The sequence below is a fragment of the Rhodoferax sp. genome (assembly GCF_012927445.1).
Lineage (GTDB): Bacteria > Pseudomonadota > Gammaproteobacteria > Burkholderiales > Burkholderiaceae_C > Rhodoferax.
Genome location: NZ_JABBPD010000004.1, coordinates 247988 through 269780 on the forward strand (window position 1 = coordinate 247988; position 21793 = coordinate 269780).

The 21793-nt window shown below is 56.6% G+C and carries 20 protein-coding genes and 1 other RNA gene; 5 read left to right on the forward strand and 16 right to left on the reverse strand.

Going from position 1 to position 21793, the window contains the following annotated elements:
* Window positions 1–11 precede the first annotated feature (11 nt).
* The 4 genes from HHJ17_RS06695 to HHJ17_RS06710 all read right to left on the reverse strand — a co-directional run bounded on the left by HHJ17_RS06695 (window position 12) and on the right by HHJ17_RS06710 (window position 4664).
* On the reverse strand, window positions 12–1328 hold the full coding sequence (locus tag HHJ17_RS06695) for an integrase family protein (protein WP_296505352.1): 1317 nt from the start codon (window positions 1326–1328) through the stop codon (window positions 12–14).
* Between the two features lie 312 nt (window positions 1329–1640).
* Window positions 1641–2360, reverse strand: coding sequence for a hypothetical protein (locus HHJ17_RS06700; RefSeq protein WP_296505353.1), 720 nt, complete (start codon window positions 2358–2360; stop codon window positions 1641–1643).
* A gap of 142 nt (window positions 2361–2502) precedes the next feature.
* Window positions 2503–2655 (reverse strand): tyrosine-type recombinase/integrase, encoded by a 153-nt coding sequence (locus tag HHJ17_RS18770; RefSeq protein WP_366557533.1) that lies wholly within the window; start codon window positions 2653–2655, stop codon window positions 2503–2505.
* 1598 nt (window positions 2656–4253) lie between these two features.
* Window positions 4254–4664 carry a YidB family protein gene (locus HHJ17_RS06710; RefSeq protein ID WP_296505355.1) on the reverse strand — a complete coding sequence of 137 codons (411 nt, stop codon included), beginning with the start codon at window positions 4662–4664 and terminating at the stop codon, window positions 4254–4256.
* A gap of 234 nt (window positions 4665–4898) precedes the next feature.
* On the opposite strand from HHJ17_RS06710, the gene HHJ17_RS06715 reads away from it, so the two are divergent.
* A complete protein-coding gene (locus HHJ17_RS06715) occupies window positions 4899–5615 on the forward strand; it encodes a pentapeptide repeat-containing protein (protein ID WP_296501710.1) in 717 nt (238 codons plus the stop codon).
* A 154-nt stretch (window positions 5616–5769) separates the two neighbouring features.
* Here the strand turns inward: HHJ17_RS06715 and HHJ17_RS06720 are convergent, their stop codons facing one another.
* Together HHJ17_RS06720 and HHJ17_RS06725 are read right to left on the reverse strand one after the other, a co-directional pair.
* Window positions 5770–6381, reverse strand: a complete 612-nt coding sequence (locus HHJ17_RS06720) for an outer membrane beta-barrel protein (protein WP_296501709.1) — start codon at window positions 6379–6381, stop codon at window positions 5770–5772.
* 159 nt (window positions 6382–6540) lie between these two features.
* Window positions 6541–6711: a hypothetical protein gene (locus HHJ17_RS06725; RefSeq protein ID WP_296501708.1), complete on the reverse strand. Its 171-nt coding sequence runs from the start codon at window positions 6709–6711 to the stop codon at window positions 6541–6543.
* Between the two features lie 251 nt (window positions 6712–6962).
* Between HHJ17_RS06725 and HHJ17_RS06730 the strand changes: the two genes are divergently transcribed.
* Together HHJ17_RS06730 and HHJ17_RS06735 are read left to right on the forward strand one after the other, a co-directional pair.
* A complete protein-coding gene (locus HHJ17_RS06730) occupies window positions 6963–7733 on the forward strand; it encodes a YdcF family protein (RefSeq protein WP_296501707.1) in 771 nt (256 codons plus the stop codon).
* Between the two features lie 46 nt (window positions 7734–7779).
* Window positions 7780–8016 (forward strand): hypothetical protein, encoded by a 237-nt coding sequence (locus tag HHJ17_RS06735; protein WP_296505357.1) that lies wholly within the window; start codon window positions 7780–7782, stop codon window positions 8014–8016.
* On the opposite strand, the gene HHJ17_RS06740 is transcribed toward HHJ17_RS06735, so the two are convergent.
* Window positions 8017–9321: a hemolysin family protein gene (locus tag HHJ17_RS06740; RefSeq protein ID WP_296505358.1), complete on the reverse strand. Its 1305-nt coding sequence runs from the start codon at window positions 9319–9321 to the stop codon at window positions 8017–8019.
* Between the two features lie 24 nt (window positions 9322–9345).
* Here HHJ17_RS06740 and HHJ17_RS06745 point away from each other — a divergent pair, with 24 nt between their 5' ends.
* Window positions 9346–10200, forward strand: coding sequence for a symmetrical bis(5'-nucleosyl)-tetraphosphatase (locus HHJ17_RS06745; RefSeq protein WP_296501704.1), 855 nt, complete (start codon window positions 9346–9348; stop codon window positions 10198–10200).
* 32 nt (window positions 10201–10232) lie between these two features.
* Here HHJ17_RS06745 and HHJ17_RS06750 read toward each other — a convergent pair whose 3' ends face one another.
* The 9 genes from HHJ17_RS06750 to ompA form a co-directional block, all read right to left on the reverse strand.
* Entirely contained in the window at window positions 10233–11723 is a 1491-nt protein-coding gene (locus tag HHJ17_RS06750) for a DEAD/DEAH box helicase (RefSeq protein ID WP_296501730.1), read from the reverse strand.
* Window positions 11724–11875: 152 nt separating this feature from the next.
* Window positions 11876–12442 carry a dCTP deaminase gene (gene dcd, locus HHJ17_RS06755; RefSeq protein WP_296501703.1) on the reverse strand — a complete coding sequence of 189 codons (567 nt, stop codon included), beginning with the start codon at window positions 12440–12442 and terminating at the stop codon, window positions 11876–11878.
* A gap of 135 nt (window positions 12443–12577) precedes the next feature.
* The gene (gene guaD / locus HHJ17_RS06760) at window positions 12578–13915 is read right to left on the reverse strand and encodes a guanine deaminase (RefSeq protein ID WP_296501702.1); all 1338 of its coding nucleotides are present in this window, start codon (window positions 13913–13915) and stop codon (window positions 12578–12580) included.
* Between the two features lie 87 nt (window positions 13916–14002).
* Window positions 14003–15097 (reverse strand): BMP family ABC transporter substrate-binding protein, encoded by a 1095-nt coding sequence (locus HHJ17_RS06765; RefSeq protein WP_296501701.1) that lies wholly within the window; start codon window positions 15095–15097, stop codon window positions 14003–14005.
* A 108-nt stretch (window positions 15098–15205) separates the two neighbouring features.
* Window positions 15206–16246, reverse strand: a complete 1041-nt coding sequence (locus HHJ17_RS06770; protein ID WP_296501700.1) for an adenosine deaminase — start codon at window positions 16244–16246, stop codon at window positions 15206–15208.
* Window positions 16247–16312: 66 nt separating this feature from the next.
* Window positions 16313–16699: a transfer-messenger RNA gene (ssrA, locus tag HHJ17_RS06775) on the reverse strand.
* A 7-nt stretch (window positions 16700–16706) separates the two neighbouring features.
* A complete protein-coding gene (locus HHJ17_RS06780) occupies window positions 16707–17378 on the reverse strand; it encodes an HAD-IA family hydrolase (protein WP_296501729.1) in 672 nt (223 codons plus the stop codon).
* Between the two features lie 14 nt (window positions 17379–17392).
* Window positions 17393–18115, reverse strand: a complete 723-nt coding sequence (ubiG, locus tag HHJ17_RS06785; RefSeq protein ID WP_296501699.1) for a bifunctional 2-polyprenyl-6-hydroxyphenol methylase/3-demethylubiquinol 3-O-methyltransferase UbiG — start codon at window positions 18113–18115, stop codon at window positions 17393–17395.
* A 135-nt stretch (window positions 18116–18250) separates the two neighbouring features.
* Window positions 18251–18883 (reverse strand): outer membrane protein OmpA, encoded by a 633-nt coding sequence (gene ompA / locus HHJ17_RS06790; protein ID WP_296501698.1) that lies wholly within the window; start codon window positions 18881–18883, stop codon window positions 18251–18253.
* Between the two features lie 248 nt (window positions 18884–19131).
* Here ompA and gyrA point away from each other — a divergent pair, with 248 nt between their 5' ends.
* On the forward strand, window positions 19132–21780 hold the full coding sequence (gyrA, locus tag HHJ17_RS06795; protein ID WP_296501697.1) for a DNA gyrase subunit A: 2649 nt from the start codon (window positions 19132–19134) through the stop codon (window positions 21778–21780).
* Window positions 21781–21793 lie beyond the last annotated feature (13 nt).

A 21793-nucleotide genomic window follows, 5' to 3' on the forward strand; every position in this document is an offset into this window, starting at 1 on the left:
CTTAAACCGTACTAATTTGCCACCACGCGCAATGCACCGGGCAAGGCCTGGGCATCGAACATCACCCCAGCCTGTTGCAGTATGTGCACTTCAATCTGTGCAAGGTATGGCCGCAAGGCATCCACACTGCGCGGCCGGTAGCCTTCAGCGGTTGCGCTGGGTTTGTGTCCCATCACTTGTGCAATGGCACCGGCTGGCGCCCCGGCAGACTCACCCAGCAGCGAGAATGATCGGCGCAGGCCATGAATGGTCAGAGTCGTAATTCCGGCATCAAGCATCACTTTGCCGTGACTGGCGCGGGGTTCAGTGATGCGCCCCCCTTTGGCGTTGCTGGCAAACACAAACTCATTGGTACGCGGCAAGGTCGCCAATTGTTGCGCCAAATAGGGCGTGAGCGGAATAACGCGGGTAGCGTCCACCTTGTCGGCCAGTGTGAGCCGGTTCCACCTGAAATCGACATCAACCCAGAGCAGCCCGGCCATTTCCTCACGGCGTGAGCCGGTGATCAGCAGCGCCTTTAGGTAGGTTGCAATCGTCCGGTTACCCAGCTTGTCGGTACCTGCAAACCAGCCCGGCAACTGTGCGGCCTCTAGACAGTCGGTGCGCTTGGTCACCTGCGGCAAGGACTCCACAATGGCGGCAGCGCGGCCTGCGTCACGGTCAATCATCGAACGATATTCTGGACGTGCAGAGCACCAGCGCATGAAGCCTCGAAACATCATCAGGGCGCGGGTGGCTTGGTGCTTGCCTGTCTTGGCTTCAGCATCAAACCAGCTTTTGAGCGAGTCCTCATTTACTTGCGACAACGTGAGAGCCAACAGCGGGTAAAGCGGCCCAGGTCGCGTCACGCCCTGCCCTCTCACCTTCTTCACACCACCGGGAGCGGCCATCGTTTCAAGGTCAGCACGATAGCGGGGCTTGAACGCGTCTTTACGCTTGGGTTTGCCTTCCTCAAGGTAACGCGGCCAAACATCGCCCACGGTCACGGCTTGGGCAGTGGCGGCAGCTTTATCGGAGGCTTTGGCGGTTTGCCTGTCACGCTCCACCTCGCGGGGGTCTGTCCCAGCGTCAACCAGCATCTTTAGCCCTTGAGCCTTGGTGCGTGCCTGCTTGATAGGCCAGTCAGCCAGCGTGCCGATATTGATTCGGATGGTGGAGCCATGCAGCCGGGCTTCAAACACGTAGGTTTTGCGGCCTGTCGGGGTTGCCCGTAGCGCCAGTGTCGGCGTGTCGGTGTCCCATAGAAACGCTTGTGCTTTGTCTGACGGACAGGTGAAGGCATCCACCCGGCCAGCGGTCAAGTTAACGCGGTTTGTTTGCGGCTTCATGGCTTCCCCAAAATCTGTAGGCAGTCTGTAGGCAGATTTGCACAATAAAAGTGCATCTTAATCAACACTCAAGCTGCTCACCTACTCAGTGAATCGCTTGTAAGCTGTTGATTTATATTGATTGTAGGGGTTTAATCAACGGGGGCGAATGGCTTTATTCTGTCATTCGTAATGAGAAGGTCGGGTGTTCGATTCATCTCTCCGGCACCAAATGCAAAAGCCCCTAACTGTCATGGTTAGGGGCTTTTTCATGTAACTAACGCGTAACCTACAACGATTATCCAGCCATTGCGCCATTAATGGCGCACCTATTTAAGCGGTCAGCGATTCGGCGGTTGGTGCGTGGCCTATCTGCGGCAGGCTTATCCCGCTCGGAAGCTCCTCTGCGCGAGTTTGTGTACGCCAAACAATATCTGCAATTTCCCTCACACGATCCACGATAGGTTTCGCGTTATTACCGATTTTTGCCATAACAACGCTCGCATCTCCGATCAAACCCCAGAATTTATCGAGGTCTGAAATCTTCTTATGAATTTCCGCTTGAAGAGCTTCCAAACGTTTCAAAAGCCTCGCCTTGTGTTCCGGTTCGAGCAATGTCGAAGCAGATACTTCAGCTCTCAATTCATTGATTAGCGTCTGCACTTTCTCAAGGTCCCCTTGAGAAAATTCGTATTTAAAACCTTCGCGCAAAGCAATACGAAACTTAGTCCTAAGTTTTTCCAAGCGACCTTCTTCAGCATTGGCATTACATTTCGCCAGCACTGAACTCAATGCTTCGAACGCGTGGCTGCATTTCGTGTGTATTTCATCTCCCTGCGGAATATCCGGAAAGTAATGCTCAAAGGGAAAGAGCTTTGCAGCTTCCATTTCTGAAAGAAGTACATATGCTTCGATCAAATTCGCCCAGTTGGCAGCAGTCCAGTCGCCGCCCCGACCGAACGAACTCAGGGTGACCTCGCATATGTAGGTCGCGCCAGCTATTGGATCAGTTGCGAGTCCATCAAGAAAATCATCTTCAAATAACAATTTCACTCTCCCTTTGCTATATCTTCTAGTTGATGCAATCAGAATTTCTGTATTCAGCGAAACTCCAACACTGAGTCTAGTCGAGCCGCTGCAAGCTGCAACCCCTCCGGAGCTACATGTGCATACCGCTCGACCATGGATTGTTTTTTCAGCCACCAAGCCGCTGCAATTCATGCGTCGGCGTACCTGCCTCTCTGTGCCAAGTAGCAAAAGTGTGGCGTAAGTCATGCCATCGGAAATCATGAATCTCAGCCCTTAATAGGGCATTACGCCACGCCTTGGTGTTGACTTGGCGATTGATTTACCCTCGTAAGTGAAGACGTGGGTCGAGTGCTCGCCCTGCCGATGTTCCAGCACTTCCATGGCAGCCTGATTGCGCGGTATAGAGTGCGGCCGGCCGTTTTTATGATCGGTTGCAGACACCCACGAATGGCGGCGCTCCAGGCTGATCTATTTCCTTTGCAAGCAGGTCACGTTGGCTTGCCTAAGATCCGTTGCGACCGAGAATTGAGCCATATCCGCAAGGTGTAGCGGCAACTCTGAAATCAGGCGAAGGTCTAAGCCAAATGCACTAAAACTTGAAGTAATCCCGGCCCCGCTACCGTATTTCACCGTTCTTTAAAGTGGCATTTCTTGGCTGAGCGTACAGTTCGACTATTCATAACTTTTGCGAAAACTCCTGCTCTTGGCGGTATAGCATTTTCAAATGCGCCACCAACCAATAACTGATGCGCAGCATATGGCCCCTAACGAAAACGCTAATTCACCGGGCCGCCCTGATATGTCGCGCGTTTGTTCCGCTTGTGGCGAAACCGTGGCACGCCATGATTGCCACAAGAACCGGTATGGGGAATACATCTGCCGGAAATGCCAGCGTGCCGGAATAAAGTTCACATGGCGTCAGCGTCTACGGCAATTGAGGAAGTGGACGCCACCCGCATTTTTGTTGTACTTGGCCGTTGTGACTCTGGTCACGTGGCTGTTGTACCGGGTCTCCAATTCTTAGTGAGTTTCTTCATTTAGCGGGCAGGTGAAACGATTGCGGCGCTAATGCTCTGGCGATTCATGGATGACTCGCTACGTTAAAACACTTATCGGGATGTTTGAGCCTGCCGTGTCGACCCCATTGGCTCATGTTGGTTCCGCAAAAATCTTGAAGTTGCGTCGGATTACTTTACAGATACCGTTTTTGCGACTCGATGTCTTGTTTGCCCAAGCCTTGGTTAGCTAGGCCCAGTCGGAAATTCCGGTGCTTGAGAGCCTTATTGGCGCGAACTTTGCTTCAGAGCACGAACGCAATTTTCAAGAAGATAGGCCGTGAAATAGACCATGACGATTCTTGCCGCTGCCAGGTTCATTCTTGGAGGAAACAATGAGGAGCACGGCAACATCTGTTCGCTGCCTGCTGTTTCATAAGCGACTGTAAAAGCCCGCCACCCACTCTATGTACCCACAACTATGTTTAAAGTCTGTTCCGCTTGTAGTGCCACCATTGAACGCAAAGACTGCCACAAGAACCGGTATGGGGAATACATCTGCCGAAAGTGTCAAACTGCGGGAATCAAGTTCACACACGGAGGGCAACGGCGCTACCTCATGACGCGATCGGGCACCGTCATTTTGAGGCACTTGGCTATCGCATGCATGGTCTTGCTGGGGATCTCGATAGGCCTCCTGACTTTCCATTCTTTTCCGTCTGGCGGCAGTGAGCCCGATGTATTTTTCGACAAGCGAGCGGGCGTCTCGCTCAACGCATCAATCAATGCTCGCCTCAACGAGATCCAAGCCCAGACGGCCTCACCTGCAAAGAACGAAAAGCCTTAGCCAACGCGACGTTAGCGCCAGCTTACTGTCAATCAGTAAAGTGCCCGGGCACAAAAGCACCCAGATGACTGAGCGTTAGCCCTTCAGAAAACCGCCCAGCTTGCCAATCAAGTCGCTCGCATTACCCAAACCACCTTCAGGCGCAACGCCTCCTGGCGTGAGCTTATTGATCAAGCCAGGCAGAACCTGCGATATCTGATTCGACACCTGTGCAGGATCAATACCTAGCTGGGTCGCAATGTTGCCAATGACACTGCTGCCCAACACACTCGAAATTTGCTCGCCAGAAATTGGCAGCTTCTCGCCACTGCCGATCCAGGAGTTGACGATATTGCCCATGCCGGCCTGATTGAATTTTTCAACCAAGCCCGCTAGCCCTCCTAGCTCTGAGTTGTTGGCCAGCAATTCGCTCAATATTCTTAAAAGATTGCCTTCTTGACTCAACTGGCCTGTTACGGAGCCCATGACCGAATCTAGTAATCCCATGATGTTTTCCCTTCATCAAAATCAGGTAAAGCCGGACGCCGCCAACTACACAAGTTATTTTTTCAGGGATCACACCTTCGACTTTGAGAAAAAGCAAAGATGCTGGCATTGACAAGCCGAGGCGGCTGATGATGAACGTTACTTTACCTATTTTTATGTCTGCCTCATGTCTAGTGGGTTGTATGCAAAAATGCCGACTCCGCTGAAAACGATGGCACTGGAAAAATTTCACACATGACAGACACTGGCACTGCCACGGCGATGGAGGCCAACGCTTCCACCATCATTGGTCAAACGATTTCGCGCTCGCTCTTGGAATCACTCATTGCCAGAGCAACCCAGCGGCTTGTTTTCGAGGACTGCGATTTTGAGGGTTGTGACCTCTCGCGATTGGAAATGCGCGGCTTTGAATTCCGGGACTGCAAATTCATGGAAGCATCTCTGTTTGCAGCGACCTTGTCGCAAACCATCTGGCGCCGATGCCGTGGGCGCCAGGCCGACTTTGAAGCGGCCGAACTGGTCGATGCCCAGTTTCTAAATTGTGACCTCAACAATACCAAGTGGCGCCGCGCCAGGCTGTCGTCTGCCTCCTTCAAAGAGTGCAAACTCACGGGTGCCAATTTCGAAGAAGTGGCGCACTTGGGGATGTCCTTCGAAGAGACCTTGCTGGTGGGTGCCGACCTGCGCAAGATGTCGTTTCGCAAGATGCAACTACAACAACTTGATTTCGCGGAGGCCGACTTGTCAGGGTGCGACTTTCGGGAGGTGGTCTTTGTCGGCGGAAGTCTGCGCAACGCCCACCTGAAGTTGACGCGCTTTGAGGGCGCGGACCTGCGTGAAGCTGACATTGGTGGGTTAAAGCTGGGGGACGCGAAACTGTTCCGGGGTGCCACCATTTCACTGAATCAGGCCGCAGAGTTGCTGGGTGAACTTGGGATCACGGTCGCTTAAATTACCAGCCACCGAGTGGCTGGAGTTTATGCATGGCCAAGCCTGCTAGCAAAATACCGTGCCAAAGTCGTTACAAACGTCAACATCAAATAGCACGAATCAGGTGAACCTGCACGCCTTCAATCGCCTTGAACGCGTGCGATTTTTACGACGTTTAGAAACCGTAGCGCACACCCAAAGTGGCAGCGCTGACGCGGTCACGGCCGCTGCCAGGAAACTTCAAGTAATGCTCGTCGTATTGCACTACAGCAGACCATTTCGGCGTGAACGAATATTCAGCGCCCACACCATAAGACCAGTCGAAGCCATTCTCGGTACCGGCGGTGACACCGGAACCAGCGGCTGACGACACGTCCGTGCGGCCATAGGTTGCGCCGATCTTGCCCAGCAAATTAAACATATTGCTGACTGGCAGTTTGCCGACCAGACTCAGATTGAGGCCATCCGCCTTGGTGCGACCGCCCGCGCGATTGACACTGCCGAAATCGGTGTAGCCAATCTCAACACCAAAGTTATTACTGAAATAACCGCCTGCATAAATGTTGTAGGCGGTGTCGCCTTGGTCGTGATTAAAGATGCCAACACCGTTGCCCACCATGAAATCAGAACGTCCGGCATTCAAGCCAACGTAGCCCGTGCCAGGACCGTACATGCCGTAGCCACTTCTGGAACTGGACTCGCTGCTTTGCGCTTGCGCGCCAACGACGGCGCCCAGCGATACGGCTGCTAAAAACAAACCAGAAATTAGGCGGTGCGATTTCTTCATAGTGACTCCTTTGATAAGCTGACGAATAATCGTGGCAGACTGGATGCATCCACCACGTTTAAGTTGTAAAACTTTAGCTTCTTCAGCCCAAAAAAGATGTAGGCAGTCTTAAGTACTTTTTGTAGGAAAAGATTTACGCCGCACTCATCGGCGATGAGGCTACTTGTGGTGGGTCTCGTGATCCTGAGACACGAGTGAACCAGCAAACATGCCAGCAGTTTTGGGGGAATCTGACCGTTGCGGTGCATTCAGCGCCTCAAACAATCTTTTGGCGAGCCCTGTTAGCGAATTAAACAGCCGGGTCACGCGAGTTGCGTCTTCAGTGTTCATGATGTTCTCCTTCAATGCACTTTATAGACAACTGTTTATACTATATATACTGTTTTTTGTGCATTGATAATTCGCACTGAGCCGACGAAAGTTCACTTTTTAGCGCGTGGCTGGGTGTGATCGCCGGCGAGCGATCTGCCGTGGGTGATTGCGGGTTTTTTTTAAGCCAGTCAACCGCAATACACTGAATGCTGAACGGCACTTCAGACGTTGTGCCCCAACCAATCAACCCATCGACAGTTCGCCCTCCCATGTTTCTCGCTTCAAAGTTGTTTTCGTTTGTGACCCAGCCGTTGGCTTGGGTTGTTGTCTTGCTGCTGGTGGGGCTGCTGTGCATGCCCATTCGGCGCAGATTGGGCACAGCTTTGAGCTGGGCTGCCTTGACGGTGCTGCTGGTGCAGGGATGGGAGCCGCTGCCAGATGTGGTGATCCGCCAGCTTGAAGCGCAGTACCCAGGGCCCGCCGCAAAGGCCTCCCTGCAACCGTACGCAGGGGTGGTGGTGCTGGGGGGTGCACTGGAGCCAGCCTATGTGTGGCATGGACACGGTCAGGTCGCCTTGAACAGTGCCGCGGAACGCATGACGGTGCCGATTGCCCTGCTGCAGCACTATCCGCATCTGCGTCTACTGTTCACAGGCGGTGAAGGCGAACTGTTTGCCGAAGGCTTTACCGAAGCTGCGCGCGCCAAGATCTTCTTCGACAGCATGGGCGTGGCGCCGCAGCGGGTTGTTTATGAGTCGGCTTCGCACACCACCTATGAAAACGCCATTTTTAGCGCCCGCGTTGCGGGCGTGGACCCCGCCCAACCCTGGCTCCTGTTGACCTCGGCCTCGCACATGCCACGCGCCCTGGCCACCTTTCGCAAAGCGGGCTGGAATGTCACGGCCTATCCGGTGGACTTTCGCACCGGCACCGACACACCGTGGACGCAATACTCGCTGGCGGGTGGCGCCACAAAGTGGCACCTGGCCTTGCACGAGCTGATGGGCTTGCTGACGTATCGGCTGGCAGGGCGCGCCTAGCCGGGCGACTGCCATAATTGCAGGCTTCACGTTCAGGTAAAAAACGATGGCATGTCCCCCTGCTGAGCTCAAGAAAAAAAGCGACGAGCTTCAACTTAAATGGGGGAGCTATGACGCGTTACCCAGCTTGGAGCTTTTCGTCGAGTTTGCGGTGTGCCTGTCCGGTTTTTTGCAGCGCAAAGGGCTGTCGGGTCTGTACCAGATGTCACACCGTCTGAAGCAGCAGATGCCGACCCTGTTTGAGGATGTCGGCAAACCCAACTGCCTCATCACAGCGGGTTAATCAGGTCGCACCCGACCCGGCAAGGGGACTTGCAAGCACCTTGTCGATGCGCTTGCCGTCCAGGTCAACCACCTCAAACAGCCAGTCTGCGCACTCAATGCGCTCACCGACGGCCGGCAGATGGCCCGTGACGGACATCAGCAGACCCGCCACCGTGTTGTAGCGGCCACGGTCTTCCTCTGGCAGGTAGTCAAGGTCCAGGCGAACCTTGAGCTCGCTCACCGGCATCATGCCGTCCAGCAGCCACGAGCCATCGTCCCGCTGCGTGGCCCAGGCATCAATTTGCGCCCCGGGCTGTAATTCACCGGTAATGGCCTCCAGCAGGTCCCGCGGCGTCAGCAAGCCCTGCACCACGCCATACTCATCCACCACCAAGACAAACCGCCCCGCCTTGGCGCGAAACTGCTCCAGCAACTCCATGCCGCTCAACGTCTCGGGCACAAAAGAGGCGGAGGTCACATATTCTTCAATCGTTCCCGGCGCATTGGCGCCCAGTTCCAGCAGACGGCCAATGCTGATCTTGCCCACCACGTCGTCGAGCGAGCCACGGCATACCGGATACCAGGAATGAGCGCCGTTTCGGCCACCCGTGCCCGCGATCGTCAGGCTTTGCGCGACGGTGTTGCTGGCATCAAGCCATTCCACATCCGTGCGCGGGACCATCAACGAGGTCAGTGTCCGATCATCGAGATGAAACACGTTTTGCACCATTTGGTGCTCATGCTGCTCAATCACGCCCGCATCGACGCCTTCTTCCAGGCTGGCGGTAATTTCTTCCTCGGTGACCGCCCGCGTTGCATTGGTGTCAATACGCAGCAACTGGAGAACCGTCGCCGTGGAACCGGACAGCAATTTCACAAACGGACCGGCAGCAGTGGCCAACCACAACATGGGGCGTGACACCCAGCGCGCGACGGACTCAGGGTGCAACTGACCGATGCGCTTGGGCACCAGTTCACCAAAAATAATGGTTGTGTAGGTGATCAAGGTGACCACGATGGCGGTGGCGGAAATAGCGGCCACGTTTTCTGCCATGCCCAATCCGTGCAGCCATGTGGCGACGCTTGGACTGAACGCAGCCTCGCCCACGATGCCGTTAAGCACCCCGATCGAGGTGATGCCGACCTGCACCGTCGACAAAAATTTATTGGGATTACCCTGCAACGCGAGCGCCGCCTGCGCCCCTTTGTCACCGGCTTCGGACATGGTGTTGAGCCGTGCTTTTCGGCTAAACGCCAACGCCAACTCTGACATGGCAAACACACCATTAAGCAATGTCAAAAAAATAATCAGCAAAAATTCCATGAATCAAGAGCGAGAATGAACACCATGGCACTCTACCTTATTGGTGACGTGCAGGGTTGCGATAGCGCCCTGCAGCGCTTGCTGGATGAAATTTCTTTTTCGGCGAGCCGCGACACGCTCTACATGCTGGGTGACCTGGTCAACCGCGGACCAGAATCGGCCGCCGTGCTGCGGCGTTTGATGGCGTATGGTGGATCGGCTCAATCCGTGCTGGGCAACCACGATTTGCATCTGCTGGCCGTTGCCTATGGCGCGCGCAAGCCGCACCGCAAAGACACCCTGACAGGCATTCTGGACGCCCCCGACCGGCAGGCGATGCTGGACTGGCTGCGCTGGCAACGCATGGCGATCCTTGAAAACATCGATGGTCATGAGGTTTTAATGATCCACGCCGGCGTTCTGCCTTCGTGGACAGCTACCAAAACAATAGCATTGGCCAGCGAGGTGGAGTCCATTCTGCGCAGCCCTGCGCTGGGCGACTTTTTGCAGCAGATGTACGGTGATGAGCCAAACTTCTGGAGCGAGACGCTGACCGGCACGGCCCGCTTGCGCGTGATTGTGAACGCACTCACCCGACTGCGGTTTTGTGATGCCGATGGCTGGATGGACTTTGTCAGCAAAGAAGGTGCCGGTGCCACGCCGCCAGGCTACTGGCCGTGGTTTGATGCGCCGAATCGCCAAACCGCGGGTGTCACCGTCGCCTTTGGCCACTGGTCAACGTTGGGTTGGATCAATCGCCCAGAGGTCTTGTCGCTGGACACGGGTTGCGTTTGGGGAGGCTGTTTGAGCGCCTTGCGCGTAGGCGGCGCCAAGACCAGCGTCACACTCAGGCAGGAGCTGATCCAGGTGAAGTGCGAGCAGGCACAAAAACCCGGCTAAAACCCGGCGGAACCGCCGGGCCAGCCTTCAGATCAAGACGTGACTTCGGCCTTGAACAGCGCCGCAATCCGGCGTTTGGGTTTGATATTGGCCGAAATGCTGCGCGTACCTTGTTTGACGGTGGCCTCCCAAGACGGCACCACCTCGGAGGCGGGAGCCGGCTCGTAAGGCTTGTCAAAAAACGGATCCCGCGACGCGGGTGTCGACCGCGTGAAATCGCGGCGGGGAGCACGTTCTTGCCGGGCATATTGCCCTTCCTGGGCCACGTCCCGTGTCGGACCCGTCCGGTGATTGCCCGGGCGCGAGTCGTCTTGCGCCCCTTCGGCGTACATGCGACGGCCGTCGTTGATACGGCCCTGTTTGCGAATGTCCGGCACATCTTCGTCAAACTCGACGGCCTCTAACTCAATTTTTGTTTTGGTGAGTTTTTCAATCTCGCCAACCAGACGGGCATCGCTCTTGGACACGAAAGTGACCGCCAGACCTGCCGCCCCGGCACGCCCGGTGCGACCAATGCGGTGCACGTAGTCTTCGGCATTGAAAGGCACATCGAAGTTGAACACGGCCGGCACATCCTTGATGTCCAGCCCGCGCGCCGCCACGTCGGTACACACCAGCAAATCGACTTCGCCTTTTTTGAAGGAGTCGAGCGCCTTCAAACGTTCATCCTGGCTCTTGTCGCCATGCAGTGCGGTGGTTTTCAGGCCTTCCCGCTCCAACGAACGGGCCAGGCGGGCGCAGCCCAGCTTGCTGTTTACAAACACAAAGGCCTGCTTCATGCCGCGCTGCTTCAGAATCTGATGCAACGCGTGGCGTTTGTCGTCGTCGCCGACGCTATAGAAACGCTGCTCGACGGTGGACGCGGTGGCATTGGACCGGGCGACTTCAATCGTCACCGGATCTTGCAGGTAACTGCTGGACAGGCGTTTGATCTCGGGCGAGAACGTGGCCGAGAACAGCAGCGTGATGCGCTGCTTGGGCAGGTAGCTCAAAATGCGCTGCAAATCGGGCAGAAAACCAATGTCCAGCATGCGGTCGGCTTCGTCCAGCACCACGTACTCAACCTGGTTAAGCACGGCGTTCTTGGCCTCAATGTGGTCCAGCAGGCGACCCGGTGTGGCGACCAGAATTTCAACGCCCTTTTTCAATTCGATGGTCTGGGGCTTCATGTCCATGCCGCCGAACACCACGGCACTGCGCAACTGGGTGTATTTGGCATAGTCCTTGATGGCCTGCGCCACCTGGTCGGCCAGTTCACGGGTGGGCAACAGCACCAAGGCGCGCACGGGATGGCGGGCGGGTGAGGTCGAGCTGCTCTCGTGCCGCAGCATGCGTTGCAGGAGCGGCAAAGCAAATGCGGCCGTCTTGCCGGTGCCGGTCTGGGCGGCGCCCATCACATCGCGGCCTTGCAACACCACGGGAATGGCTTGGGCCTGGATCGGGGTCATGGACTCGTAGCCCATTTCAGCCACAGCGCGGGCCAAGGGAGCGGCCAATTGCAACTGGGCAAAGGCCATGGGCAAAGTGTCGGAAGTCAGTTCAGAGTTTAAATCGGTCATTCATAGCCAAAGTCAGGTGCTATCAATCCGATAGCTGATCGCACCCCAAGGACTGGGGGCAAACCCGTATTATCCTCTATACCGAAAAAACAGGCACAACAGCCGACGCGCCGACCTCAGGCACGGGGCAGCGTCACCCCCACTTGGCCCTGGTATTTGCCGCCGCGATCCTTGTAACTGGTTTCGCAAACTTCATCGCTTTCGAAGAACAACACCTGCGCGCAGCCCTCGCCCGCGTAAATTTTGGCTGGCAGTGGCGTGGTGTTTGAAAACTCCAACGTGACGTAGCCTTCCCATTCCGGCTCAAACGGTGTCACGTTGACGATGATGCCGCAGCGGGCGTAGGTGCTTTTACCCAGACAGATGGTGAGGACGTTGCGCGGAATGCGGAAGTACTCCAACGTGCGCGCCAGCGCAAAGCTGTTGGGCGGAATGATGCAGCTGTCGCCGTGAAAATCGACAAAGCTTTTTTCGTCAAAGTTCTTCGGGTCGACCACGGTGCTGTGGATGTTGGTGAACACCTTGAATTCAGGAGCGCAGCGGATGTCATAGCCATAGCTGCTGGTGCCGTAACTGATGATTTTGTTGCCGTCGCGCTCGCGCACCTGGCGCGGCTCAAACGGCTCGATCATGCCGGTGGTCTCGGCCATGTGGCGAATCCATTTGTCACTTTTAATAGTCATGGGAACGAAACTCCTGTGTTGCCACGATTGTAAGCAGGCAAACCAAGCGGCTTAAGCTGTATGACGCCTCAAACCAGCACAATTTTCACTATTAATTTAAGAGCTACTTACACAATATAGACGGGGGCTAGAGGCTTAAAAGGCTTGAGAAATCACAGTCTTCTCGATCAAACGGTCATCCCCCAGCACGATCATGGCGAACAGCAGTTCGTCCAGGCTGTTGGCATGGGCGGTTCTGCGCGCCAGCAAGGGCGTGGCCTTCGGGTTCAGCACCACAAAATCCGCTTCACAACCGGGCAGCAGATTGCCGACGGCCGGCCGACCTCGTTGGCCATCCAGTCCCAGCGCTTGCGCCGCACCGGCTGTGTGCTGCCACCACAGGTGCTGCGGCGACAGGGACAAGCCCAGCTTGGTCTGCCCTTCCCGCCCCACGTAATAGGCGGCCAGCATGGTGTGAAACGGGCTGAAACTGGTGCCGCCACCGACATCGCTGGCCAGGCCGTAGCGGAAGCCAACGCGGTCCGCCCCCGCATAGTCAAAAAAACCGCTGCCCAAAAACAGATTGCTGGTCGGGCTGATCGCCGCCACCGCCCCGGTGTCGCGCATCAGGGCACGATCCTCATCGTCAAAGTGGATGCAATGGGCGTAGACCGCGCGCTCCCGCATCAGGCCGAAATCCGCGTAGGTCGCCAGATAGCTGCGCGAATCCGGAAACAGCTCGCGCGCCCATTTGATTTCATCCTTGTTTTCCGCCACATGCGACTGAATCCACACCTCGGGGTATTTGGCGGCCAACTCCCCGGCGCCGCGCAGCTGGGCCTCACTGCAACTCGGGGCAAACCGCGGCGTGATGGCGTAGCCCAGCCGGCCCTTGCCGTGCCACTGTTTGATCAACGCCTCAGTGTCCATCAGGCTTTGTTCGGTTACGTTACGTGAACCGTCGGCGCCGGCACGATTGCGCACCTCGACCGGGGCATTGCGGTCCATCAGGCACAGGCCGGTGATCAGGCGCAGCTGCCGGGCGTGCGCCTCGGTGAACAGAGCCTGAACCGATTCGCTGTGCGAAGTGGCAAACGCCAGCGCGGTGGTGACACCGTTGCGCAACAGTTCCGCTATGAAAAACGCAGCTGCTTGCGCACTGTAGTCGGGGGCTTCAAAACGTTTTTCTTCAGGAAAGGTGTAGTACTTCAGCCACGGCAACAAGCCGTCAGCGGGTGAGCCAATGATGTCCGTCTGTGGGAAGTGGATGTGCATGTCCACAAAGCCGGGGGCGATGATGCGCCCCGGCAGGTGTTCCAGCGCGACATCGGGCCATTGATCCTTCAGATCGCGGTACGGTCCCACCGCCTGCACCACCTGCGTGCCATGGGCATCCGGCCCGACCACCAGCAGGCCGTCTTCTTCAAATATCGCCGAATGGCGTGGTTCGCAATCAGGGGCAAAGCGGAGGATGGCGGCGCGGTAGGCTTTCATGGTGAATGAGCTTAACCGCTCGCCCCGGCCCAACCCTGACACAGCGTCAAATTGGCCCGGCGCCTTGCCTGCTTTGGTGAACAAGCGTCAGGGCAGTTTGCCCTGCACCCCTTGCACCAGCCAGTTCATTTTGCGAATCTGATCGTCGTTGAGCGTATGGCCCCTGGCGATTGCCTCTTTGCCTTGGTTGTCCAGCACGGTTTTCGTGGCATGGAACGGATGCAGTTTGCCCGCCGCAATGTCCTTTTGTCGTGCCAGTACTTCGGCCTGCACGGCCTTGGGCACTTTGGCGCCAAAGCCGTCGATCTTGATCATGCCCTCCTTGACGCCACCCCAAACGGCACCACTTTGCCAAGTGCCGTCCAGCACGGCTTGGGTACGCTGGGTGTAGTACTGGCCCCATTGGTGGGTTACCGCCACGATTTGCGCATCGGGGGCAATTTTTCGCATGTCCGAATGGTAGGCCACCGCCAGTTTGCCGCGTTCCTGCGCCGCGGCCATGATGGCCGATGAACCGGTGTGAAAGGCAATCACATCCACGTTTTGGTTGAACAGCGTCATGGCGGCGTCACGCTCGCGCGTCGGATCAAACCAGACATTGAGCCACACCACTTTGACCTCGGCCCTGGGGTTGACTGAACGCATCCCCAAAGTAAAGGCATTGATGCCCTGCAGCACTTCGGGAATCGGAAAACCCGCGACGTAGCCCGCCAGGTTGGTGCGCGTCATGCGCCCGGCGGCGATGCCCGCCAGGTAGCGGCCCTCGTAATAGCGCGCATTGGCCACCGCAACATTGGGCGCGGTCTTGTAGCCGGTGATGGACTCGAATTTAACGTCCGGAAATTCCTGCGCCACCTTGAGCGTGGGTTCCATGTAGCCGAAACTGGGCGTGAAAATGAGCTTGTGCCCGGTGGCCGCCAAATCGCGAATCACGCGTTCGGCATCCGCCCCTTCGGCTACGTTTTCGACATAGGTGGTTTTAACCCGAGCGCCCAAGGCCGCCTGCACGGCCCGGCGGCCCTCATCATGCTGGCGCACCCAACCGGCATCGGTCAGCGGGGCCACATAGACAAAGCCGACTTGCAACGGTTCTTTGGCGGCGGTGGCCGGCGGGATAGTTTGCGAAAAAACGGGCGAAATAAAACAGGCGGCCGCAAGCGCGGCTACGAGGTTTTTGTACATGGTGGTCCTCTACATGGCTCCGAAAACAAAAGACAAGGCCCGCCGGAGCAGCGGACCTTGGGGTTATTTTAACGGTGCAGGGGTTGCGGCAAGTTAGCCCAATAATCGTTACTGAAACGTCTCGAAGACGCCATTCAAGCGGTCGATGTACTGGCGCTTGAGCTCATCATCAATAAAACTCGCCTCAAAACTGTTGTGCGCCAATTGGTAGGCGTGCTGGGCACCCAGATTCAGGGCGGCAAAGGTCTGGGTGAAGTTCTGGTTGATGTAGCCACCAAAGTAAGACGGATCATCCGAATTGACGGTCGCCACGATACCGGCCTCCAGCAGGCGACCCAGATTGTGCTCGGCCAGCGTGGGAAACACCCGCAGCTTCAGATTCGAGAGCGGGCAGACCGTGAGTGGAATTCGGTCCTTGGCCAGACGCGCCATCAGCGCCGGGTCGCGCGTTGCCTGTACCCCATGATCAATGCGCGCGACCTTGAGCGCATCCAGCGCACTCCAGATGTAAGCCGGGGGCGCTTCCTCGCCCGCATGGGCCACCAGCCGCAGGCCCAGCGCGCGGGCTCGGGCAAACACGCGGGCAAACTTTTCCGGTGGATGGCCCAACTCACTCGACGCCAAACCCACACCCAGCAGCTTGTCACGCAGCGGCAAGACCTGCTCCAGACACTCAAAGGCCTCTTTTTCGCTCAGATGGCGGAGAAAACAAAGAATCAAGGACGCGCTCATGCCAAATTCGGCACGGGCATCAACACAGGCGCGGTGCAGCCCGTTGATGACCACTTCCGTGCTCAGGCCGTGACCGGTATGCGTCTGTGTATCGAAAAAAATCTCGGCATGCACCACGTTGTCGGCGGCCGCGCGCGCCAGATAGGCATGCGCCATGTCATAGAAATCCTGCTCGGTGCGCAGCACCAGCGTACCGGTGTGGTAGATATCCAGAAAGTCCTGAAGATTGTCAAAGACATAGGCGCTGCGCAGTGATTCCACATCCGGGTAGGCCATCGAGACCCCATTACGCAACCCCAGGGCAAACATCAGTTCCGGCTCCAGTGAGCCTTCAATGTGCATGTGTAACTCCGCCTTGGGCATCAGTCGCAACAGATCCGGCAAGCGTTCAGGGGAGACTGGTTTTACTTTCAGCATGGGTAACATCCTTTTTTCCAAAGAAAAAGGCCGCTAACTCTCGTTAGCGGCCTTTGTCAGGTGCGGTGGTGGAGCTGGGGGGATTTGAACCCCCGTCCGCAAGCCTTGTTCGGGCAGATCTACATGTTTAGTGGTCTGATTTGAGTCTCGCCACCTGTGTCGCGCAGCCACACGCTACACAGGACGCCAGCACCCTATTTTCTTGCCCAAGGTTAAGGTACCCAGCCCTGAGCCAGCCGATGAAATTATCTTTACAGCCTGGAACTCTTAACTTGCGTTAAAAACCCCTTGCCCAGCCCATCGGCCTGCTGTTGTAAAGCTCACTGGCAATTAAGCAGCGAGTGCGAAACGTTCGTCGTTTGCAGTTAGTTTTTTTGAATCTGATTAACGAGCGCATTCAGCTCGACATGCACCACACCGCGTCCGAACCCACGTCGAAACCAGTGCAGCCCCAAGACTCCTATTTTAGGGCCTTGGCAAACAATTGCAAGAGGGCCCCCGGAGAATTAATAATGGCTTGCGCGCCCCACTGGGCGGGATCGGCTTTTTGGCCAAGGTAACCATAGGTGGCGGCTACCGTGCCCATGCCCGCGGCAAGACCGGCCACGATATCCCGCTCGTCGTCGCCCACATACAAACAGCGCGCAGGTGCAATGCCAAGCCGACTGGCAGCCTCAAGCAAGGGCGCGGGATGCGGTTTGGCATGGGGTGTCGTGTCGCCGCTGACCACCGCCCTGGCAGATGAAAACAGGGGCATGCTGCGCGTCAAGGGATCGGTAAAGCGGGCGGATTTGTTCGTTACAACCCCCCAAGGGAGATCAAGCGCCACCAAACGAGCGATCAAATCATCCACCCCGGCAAAGGCATAGGTGCTTTGCGTCATGCACTGCTCGTAATTCATGAAGAATTCTTCGCGTAGCGCGGCGAAATCCGCGTGCTCTGGCGTCAGGCCAAACGCGACGCCAATCATTCCACGCGCGCCTGCGCCAGCCATGGGGCGGTAATGTGCCAGCGGCAGCGAAGGCAAACCCCGATCCACACGCATTTTATCGGCCGCAGCGCCCAGATCTGGCGCGCTGTCAATCAGGGTGCCGTCCAAATCGAAGAGCACGGCCTGCACGTCACTGAACATTCCGACGTTACCCGTCATGGAGTCACACTTGCCGGTTTTTGGGTGGCAAAGAGATAGTTCACACTTGTGTCTGCGCTCAACCAGTAGCGCCGCGTCAGCGGGTTGTAGGCCATGCCGCGTGTGTGCCGCAGATCCAGACTGGCAGATCGGCAGTAGCTTGCCAATTCGCTGGGCCGAATCATCTTGGCATATTCATGAGTGCCGCGTGGCAGCAAATTGAGCACGTACTCAGCACCCACAATGGCAAACAAAAATGATTTAGAACTTCGATTCAGGGTCGAAAAAAACACCCACCCACCCGGCTTGACCAATGCGGCACAGGCCCGCACTACCGAGGCCGGGTCTGGCACATGCTCCAGCATTTCCATACAAGTGACCGCGTCAAAACTGCCAGGCTGCTCTGCGGCCAATGCTTCGACACTGATTTCACGGTACTGCACATTCGGGGTTTGCGCTTCAAGGGCATGCAGTTGCGCCACCCTGAGCGCCTTGGCGGCCAGATCAATACCCGTCACCATCGCGCCGGAGCGCGCCATGGCGTCCGCCAGAATGCCACCGCCACAACCGACGTCAAGAATTTGCTGACCCTTCAACGGGCAAACGCTGTTGATCCACTCCATCCGCAGAGGATTGATTTGATGCAGGGGACGAAACTCGCCTTCCATGTCCCACCAGCGGTGGGCCAGGTCAGAGAACTTGGCCAGTTCGGCCGGATCAGCGTTCAATATTGAAGTCATACGGTGATTATCGGCAAAATAATGAGCCTCTTGCACAGAGAGGCGAAACAAGATCAACAGAAACAAAAAACCCCGCAATAGCGGGGTTTTTTGTTGAAACAGTCTTTACAGACTGCTTCTTGGCGTAGATGCCAATTACTTGCTAGCGGCGCGAGTACCGACTACTTCGATTTCTACGCGACGGTTTTTAGAACGGCCGTCTTTAGTTTTGTTGTCAGCAACAGGTTGTTTCTCGCCCTTGCCTTCAGTGTAAACACGGTTTTTCTCGATGCCTTTGGACACCAAGTAAGCTTTTACAGCTTCAGAACGCTTGATTGACAACTTTTGGTTGTAAGCGTCGCTCCCAACGGAGTCAGTATGACCAACAGCAATGATGACTTCCAAATTGATGCCCTTGACTTTACCAATCAGGTCATCCAATTTAGCTTTGCCAGCTGGCTTGAGCACAGACTTGTCAAAATCAAAGAAAGCATCAGCAGCGTATGTCACCTTGGTGGCAGCAACTGGTACAGGAGCTACGACAGGTGCAGCCGCTGGAGCTGATTCTTGAGCAACAGGAGCCACTGCGACAGGAGCCACGATCGCGCCATCGCAACCCACAGCTGCCGTTGCAGGTGTCCAGTTGGAATCACGCCAGCACAGTTCATTAGTGCCGTTTTTCCACGTAGTGCCATCGGCGCTGCGCCAGTTGTCAACCGTTTGAGCACCAGCGACAGTTGCGAGTGCTGCGGTTGCAATCAACATTGCTACTTTATTTAATTTCTTCATAGTTCTCCTTTTGGGGAAAAAGCCGCAGCAGCGCTGCGCATATTTGTGTAACACGCCCTAGATGCCCATCACCCAAAACGTTGGATCTATTGTGCCACAGCAGAATTCCGGCTTGAACCAGAAACACGGCTACGGCCACTTCTGTCGTTAAAGCGTTCAAAAAATGCAGCCAACCGTTGCGGCGATGCCACAAGACTCGCCCTTAGAATGAGGGGTTGCCTTTGACATAGCCCTAGCCACGACCGCCCATGACCCAGTTCGCCAAAGAAACCCTGCCCATCAGTCTTGAAGAGGAGATGCGGCGCAGCTACCTCGATTACGCCATGAGCGTGATTGTTGGGCGCGCCCTGCCCGATGCGCGGGATGGTTTGAAACCGGTCCATCGTCGTGTGCTGTTTGCCATGCACGAACTCAACAACGACTGGAATAAGCCGTACAAAAAATCGGCCCGTATTGTGGGCGACGTGATTGGCAAATACCACCCGCACGGTGACAGCGCCGTCTATGAAACCATCGTGCGGATGGCGCAGGACTTCTCGCTGCGCCACATGCTGGTGGACGGCCAGGGCAATTTCGGCTCCGTGGACGGCGACAACGCGGCCGCCATGCGGTACACCGAAATCCGTATGTCCAAGATCGCGCATGAGTTGCTGGCCGATCTCGATAAAGAAACGGTAGATTTCGGCCCCAACTACGATGGCAGCGAGCAAGAGCCACTGGTCATGCCAGCCCGCTTCCCCAATTTATTGGTGAATGGTTCCTCCGGCATTGCAGTCGGCATGGCCACCAACATTCCACCGCACAACCTGAACGAAGTGGTCAATGGTTGCCTGCATTTGCTGCGCAATCCGGAGGCCACCATCGACGAGCTGATGGAAATCATCCCCGCGCCCGACTTCCCGACGGCGGGCATCATTTACGGCATCAACGGCGTCAAAGACGGCTACCGCACAGGGCGCGGCCGCGTTGTCATGCGCGCCAAATGCCACTTTGAAGACATTGACAAGGGCCAGCGGCAAGCCATCATCGTGGACGAGCTGCCCTACCAGTGCAACAAAAAGACCTTGCAGGAACGCATGGCCGAACTGGTGCACGAGAAGAAAATTGAAGGCATCAGCCACATCCAGGACGAGTCGGACAAGTCCGGCATGCGTCTGGTGATTGAACTCAAGCGGGGCGAAGTGCCCGAGGTGGTGCTGAACAACCTGTACAAGCAGACGCAGTTGCAAGACACGTTTGGCATGAACATGGTGGCGCTGATCAACGGTCAGCCCAAACTGTGCAACCTGAAAGACCTGATTGAAGTCTTCCTGGAACACCGCCGTGAAGTGATCACGCGCCGCACCATTTTCAACCTGCGCAAGGCACGCGAGCGCGGCCATGTGCTGGAAGGTCTGGCGGTTGCGCTGGCCAATATTGATGACTTTATCGCCATCATCCGCAATGCACCGACGCCGCCCGTGGCCAAGGTGGAACTGATGGCCAAACCGTGGGACAGCAAGCTGGTGCGCGAGATGCTCACCCGCATCCGGCTTGACGGCGGCCTGATCAATGCCGACGACTACCGCCCCGACGGACTGGAGAAGATGTACGGCATGGGCAGTGATGGCCTGTACCGCCTGTCCGAGACGCAAGCGCAGGAAATCCTGCAAATGCGGCTGCAGCGCCTGACCGGGCTGGAGCAGGACAAGATCGTGGCGGAATACAAAGAGGTGATGGCCGAGATTGACGACCTGCTCGACATTCTCGCCAAACCCGAACGTGTCTCCACCATCATTAGCGAAGAGCTCACCGCCATCAAAACCGAATTCGGCCAGACCAAGCTGGGTGCGCGTCGCAGCCAGGTGGAATACAGTTCGTTTGACCTGAGCACCGAAGACCTGATTACGCCCACCGACATGGTGGTCACGCTCTCGCACAGCGGCTACATCAAGAGCCAGCCGCTGAGTGAATACCGGGCGCAAAAACGCGGTGGCCGTGGCAAACAAGCCACCGCCACCAAAGAGGACGACTGGGTCGATCAGCTTTTCATTGCCAACACCCACGATTACATCCTGTGTTTCAGCAACCGCGGTCGGCTCTACTGGCTCAAGGTGTGGGAAGTGCCGCAGGGTTCGCGCGGTTCGCGTGGTCGCCCGATTGTCAACATGTTCCCACTGGCCGAGGGCGAAAAGATCACGGTGGTCTTGCCCCTGACCGGCGAAAAGCGCACCTTCCCGGCGGACCAGTATGTGTTCATGGGTACCAGCATGGGCACGGTCAAGAAGACAGCACTGAACGAATTCAGCAACCCGCGCAAGGCCGGCATCATTGCCGTGGACCTGGACGACGGCGACTTCCTGATTGGCGCCGCGCTCACCGATGGCAAGCACGATGTGATGCTGTTCAGCGATGGCGGCAAGGCGGTGCGCTTTGACGAAAATGATGTGCGCCCGATGGGCCGCCAGGCACGCGGCGTGCGCGGCATGATGCTCGATGAGGGTCAAGGCGTGATCGCCATGCTGGTGGCTGAAGATGAACTGCAAAGTGTTTTGACTGCCACCACGAATGGTTACGGCAAACGCACCAGCATCACCGAATACACCCGCCACGGCCGCGGCACCAAGGGCATGATTGCCATCACCCAGTCGGAACGCAATGGCAAAGTAGTGGCCGCCACACTGGTACATGCCGACGACGAGATCATGCTGATCACCGACAAGGGCGTGTTGGTGCGCACCCGGGTCAGCGAGATTCGCGAACTCGGTCGCGCCACGCAAGGCGTCACCCTGATTGGACTGGACGAAGGCTCCAAGCTGAGCGGACTGCAACGTATTGTCGAGAATGATGCGAATCCGATCCTCGATGACGCCACGGATGATGTTGAAGGTGAAGACGACGCCGGTACGGCCGCCTGATTACTACGTTTTT

Bases quoted from the DNA above. Each gene is read 5' to 3' on its own strand.
- HHJ17_RS06695 (WP_296505352.1), bottom strand. From the start codon at position 1,328: ATGAAGCCGCAAACAAACCGCGTTAACTTGACCGCTGGCCGGGTGGAT.
- HHJ17_RS06710 (WP_296505355.1), bottom strand. From the start codon at position 4,664: ATGGGATTACTAGATTCGGTCATGGGCTCCGTAACAGGCCAGTTGAGT.
- HHJ17_RS06715 (WP_296501710.1), top strand. From the start codon at position 4,899: ATGACAGACACTGGCACTGCCACGGCGATGGAGGCCAACGCTTCCACC.
- HHJ17_RS06720 (WP_296501709.1), bottom strand. From the start codon at position 6,381: ATGAAGAAATCGCACCGCCTAATTTCTGGTTTGTTTTTAGCAGCCGTA.
- HHJ17_RS06725 (WP_296501708.1), bottom strand. From the start codon at position 6,711: ATGAACACTGAAGACGCAACTCGCGTGACCCGGCTGTTTAATTCGCTA.
- HHJ17_RS06730 (WP_296501707.1), top strand. From the start codon at position 6,963: ATGTTTCTCGCTTCAAAGTTGTTTTCGTTTGTGACCCAGCCGTTGGCT.
- HHJ17_RS06735 (WP_296505357.1), top strand. From the start codon at position 7,780: ATGGCATGTCCCCCTGCTGAGCTCAAGAAAAAAAGCGACGAGCTTCAA.
- HHJ17_RS06740 (WP_296505358.1), bottom strand. From the start codon at position 9,321: ATGGAATTTTTGCTGATTATTTTTTTGACATTGCTTAATGGTGTGTTT.
- HHJ17_RS06745 (WP_296501704.1), top strand. From the start codon at position 9,346: ATGGCACTCTACCTTATTGGTGACGTGCAGGGTTGCGATAGCGCCCTG.
- dcd (WP_296501703.1), bottom strand. From the start codon at position 12,442: ATGACTATTAAAAGTGACAAATGGATTCGCCACATGGCCGAGACCACC.
- guaD (WP_296501702.1), bottom strand. From the start codon at position 13,915: ATGAAAGCCTACCGCGCCGCCATCCTCCGCTTTGCCCCTGATTGCGAA.
- HHJ17_RS06765 (WP_296501701.1), bottom strand. From the start codon at position 15,097: ATGTACAAAAACCTCGTAGCCGCGCTTGCGGCCGCCTGTTTTATTTCG.
- HHJ17_RS06770 (WP_296501700.1), bottom strand. From the start codon at position 16,246: ATGCTGAAAGTAAAACCAGTCTCCCCTGAACGCTTGCCGGATCTGTTG.
- HHJ17_RS06780 (WP_296501729.1), bottom strand. From the start codon at position 17,378: ATGTTCAGTGACGTGCAGGCCGTGCTCTTCGATTTGGACGGCACCCTG.
- ubiG (WP_296501699.1), bottom strand. From the start codon at position 18,115: ATGACTTCAATATTGAACGCTGATCCGGCCGAACTGGCCAAGTTCTCT.
- ompA (WP_296501698.1), bottom strand. From the start codon at position 18,883: ATGAAGAAATTAAATAAAGTAGCAATGTTGATTGCAACCGCAGCACTC.
- gyrA (WP_296501697.1), top strand. From the start codon at position 19,132: ATGACCCAGTTCGCCAAAGAAACCCTGCCCATCAGTCTTGAAGAGGAG.